The organism is Pseudomonas sp. TE12234 (genome assembly GCF_054061835.1).
Map to the genome: position 1 here is coordinate 1 of NZ_JBSSEP010000038.1, position 3366 is coordinate 3366.

2 tRNA genes and 2 rRNA genes are annotated in these 3366 nt (G+C 51.0%); all 4 read right to left on the bottom strand.

The features are described 5' to 3' along the window. Positions 1 to 1161: ribosomal RNA gene (locus ACVWYU_RS30190) — 23S ribosomal RNA — on the bottom strand; the annotation flags it as partial. A 245-nt stretch (positions 1162 to 1406) separates the two neighbouring features. Continuing rightward, positions 1407 to 1482, bottom strand: a tRNA-Ala gene (locus tag ACVWYU_RS30195). A 30-nt stretch (positions 1483 to 1512) separates the two neighbouring features. After that, positions 1513 to 1589 (bottom strand) — tRNA-Ile (locus tag ACVWYU_RS30200). 80 nt (positions 1590 to 1669) lie between these two features. After that, positions 1670 to 3206 (bottom strand): 16S ribosomal RNA (locus tag ACVWYU_RS30205). Between the last annotated feature and the right edge of the window lie 160 nt (positions 3207 to 3366).

Sequence of the window (3366 nt, forward strand, 5' to 3'; positions counted from 1 at the left end):
TGATACCCGTAGCTTCGGTGTATGGTTTGAGCCCCGTTACATCTTCCGCGCAGGCCGACTCGACTAGTGAGCTATTACGCTTTCTTTAAAGGGTGGCTGCTTCTAAGCCAACCTCCTAGCTGTCTAAGCCTTCCCACATCGTTTCCCACTTAACCATAACTTTGGGACCTTAGCTGACGGTCTGGGTTGTTTCCCTTTTCACGACGGACGTTAGCACCCGCCGTGTGTCTCCCATGCTCGGCACTTGTAGGTATTCGGAGTTTGCATCGGTTTGGTAAGTCGGGATGACCCCCTAGCCGAAACAGTGCTCTACCCCCTACAGTGATACATGAGGCGCTACCTAAATAGCTTTCGAGGAGAACCAGCTATCTCCGAGCTTGATTAGCCTTTCACTCCGATCCACAGGTCATCCGCTAACTTTTCAACGGTAGTCGGTTCGGTCCTCCAGTCAGTGTTACCTAACCTTCAACCTGCCCATGGATAGATCGCCCGGTTTCGGGTCTATTCCCAGCGACTAGACGCCCTATTAAGACTCGCTTTCGCTACGCCTCCCCTATTCGGTTAAGCTCGCCACTGAAAATAAGTCGCTGACCCATTATACAAAAGGTACGCAGTCACAGAACAAAGTCTGCTCCCACTGCTTGTACGCATACGGTTTCAGGATCTATTTCACTCCCCTCTCCGGGGTTCTTTTCGCCTTTCCCTCACGGTACTAGTTCACTATCGGTCAGTCAGTAGTATTTAGCCTTGGAGGATGGTCCCCCCATATTCAGACAAAGTTTCTCGTGCTCCGTCCTACTCGATTTCATGACTAAGAGATTTTCGCGTACAGGGCTATCACCCACTATGGCCGCACTTTCCAGAGCGTTCCGCTAATCTCAAAGCCACTTAAGGGCTAGTCCCCGTTCGCTCGCCACTACTAAGGGAATCTCGGTTGATTTCTTTTCCTCAGGGTACTTAGATGTTTCAGTTCCCCTGGTTCGCCTCTTAAGCCTATGTATTCAGCTTAAGATAACCATCTTATGATGGCTGGGTTCCCCCATTCAGACATCTCCGGATCAAAGTCTGTTTGCCGACTCCCCGAAGCTTTTCGCAGGCTACCACGTCTTTCATCGCCTCTGACTGCCAAGGCATCCACCGTATGCGCTTCTTCACTTGACCATATAACCCCAAGCAATCTGGTTATACTGTGAAGACGACATTCGCCGAAAATTCGCATTGCTCAAAGAGCAACTCACAAATTTTACCTTAGCCTGATCCGTTACCAGTGAAAGTAACGTTCAGTCTATCTTTCTATCACATACCCAAATTTTTAAAGAACGATCTAGTCAAAGACTAGAAATCAACATTCACCATCATCTCGATGGAATGCTCATTTCTAAGCTTTCAAACTTCAGAAGCAGTAGTGGTGGAGCCAAGCGGGATCGAACCGCTGACCTCCTGCGTGCAAGGCAGGCGCTCTCCCAGCTGAGCTATGGCCCCGTATTTCTACAGGCGTTTCCCACACAAAATTGGTGGGTCTGGGCAGATTCGAACTGCCGACCTCACCCTTATCAGGGGTGCGCTCTAACCAACTGAGCTACAGACCCAATTTCGGGCTGCTTCTATCGTCTTCTTCAATGAATCAAGCAATTCGTGTGGGAACTTATGGAGCAGCTGAGTCGTCGATTAAGGAGGTGATCCAGCCGCAGGTTCCCCTACGGCTACCTTGTTACGACTTCACCCCAGTCATGAATCACACCGTGGTAACCGTCCTCCCGAAGGTTAGACTAGCTACTTCTGGTGCAACCCACTCCCATGGTGTGACGGGCGGTGTGTACAAGGCCCGGGAACGTATTCACCGCGACATTCTGATTCGCGATTACTAGCGATTCCGACTTCACGCAGTCGAGTTGCAGACTGCGATCCGGACTACGATCGGTTTTATGGGATTAGCTCCACCTCGCGGCTTGGCAACCCTCTGTACCGACCATTGTAGCACGTGTGTAGCCCAGGCCGTAAGGGCCATGATGACTTGACGTCATCCCCACCTTCCTCCGGTTTGTCACCGGCAGTCTCCTTAGAGTGCCCACCATCACGTGCTGGTAACTAAGGACAAGGGTTGCGCTCGTTACGGGACTTAACCCAACATCTCACGACACGAGCTGACGACAGCCATGCAGCACCTGTCTCAATGTTCCCGAAGGCACCAATCCATCTCTGGAAAGTTCATTGGATGTCAAGGCCTGGTAAGGTTCTTCGCGTTGCTTCGAATTAAACCACATGCTCCACCGCTTGTGCGGGCCCCCGTCAATTCATTTGAGTTTTAACCTTGCGGCCGTACTCCCCAGGCGGTCAACTTAATGCGTTAGCTGCGCCACTAAGAGCTCAAGGCTCCCAACGGCTAGTTGACATCGTTTACGGCGTGGACTACCAGGGTATCTAATCCTGTTTGCTCCCCACGCTTTCGCACCTCAGTGTCAGTATCAGTCCAGGTGGTCGCCTTCGCCACTGGTGTTCCTTCCTATATCTACGCATTTCACCGCTACACAGGAAATTCCACCACCCTCTACCATACTCTAGCTTGTCAGTTTTGAATGCAGTTCCCAGGTTGAGCCCGGGGCTTTCACATCCAACTTAACAAACCACCTACGCGCGCTTTACGCCCAGTAATTCCGATTAACGCTTGCACCCTCTGTATTACCGCGGCTGCTGGCACAGAGTTAGCCGGTGCTTATTCTGTCGGTAACGTCAAAATTGCAGAGTATTAATCTACAACCCTTCCTCCCAACTTAAAGTGCTTTACAATCCGAAGACCTTCTTCACACACGCGGCATGGCTGGATCAGGCTTTCGCCCATTGTCCAATATTCCCCACTGCTGCCTCCCGTAGGAGTCTGGACCGTGTCTCAGTTCCAGTGTGACTGATCATCCTCTCAGACCAGTTACGGATCGTCGCCTTGGTGAGCCATTACCTCACCAACTAGCTAATCCGACCTAGGCTCATCTGATAGCGCAAGGCCCGAAGGTCCCCTGCTTTCTCCCGTAGGACGTATGCGGTATTAGCGTTCCTTTCGAAACGTTGTCCCCCACTACCAGGCAGATTCCTAGGCATTACTCACCCGTCCGCCGCTGAATCAGAGAGCAAGCTCTCTTCATCCGCTCGACTTGCATGTGTTAGGCCTGCCGCCAGCGTTCAATCTGAGCCATGATCAAACTCTTCAGTTCAAACATCTTTGGGTTTTGAGAAAACCCTAAACTTGGCTCAGCAATCGTTGGTTACATCTTTGATTTCTCGCGGAGTAACTTGTGATGCTGATAATCTGTTGACTAGCAGTCTGACTCCACAAGCACCCACACGAATTGCTTGATTCAGTTGTTAAAGAGC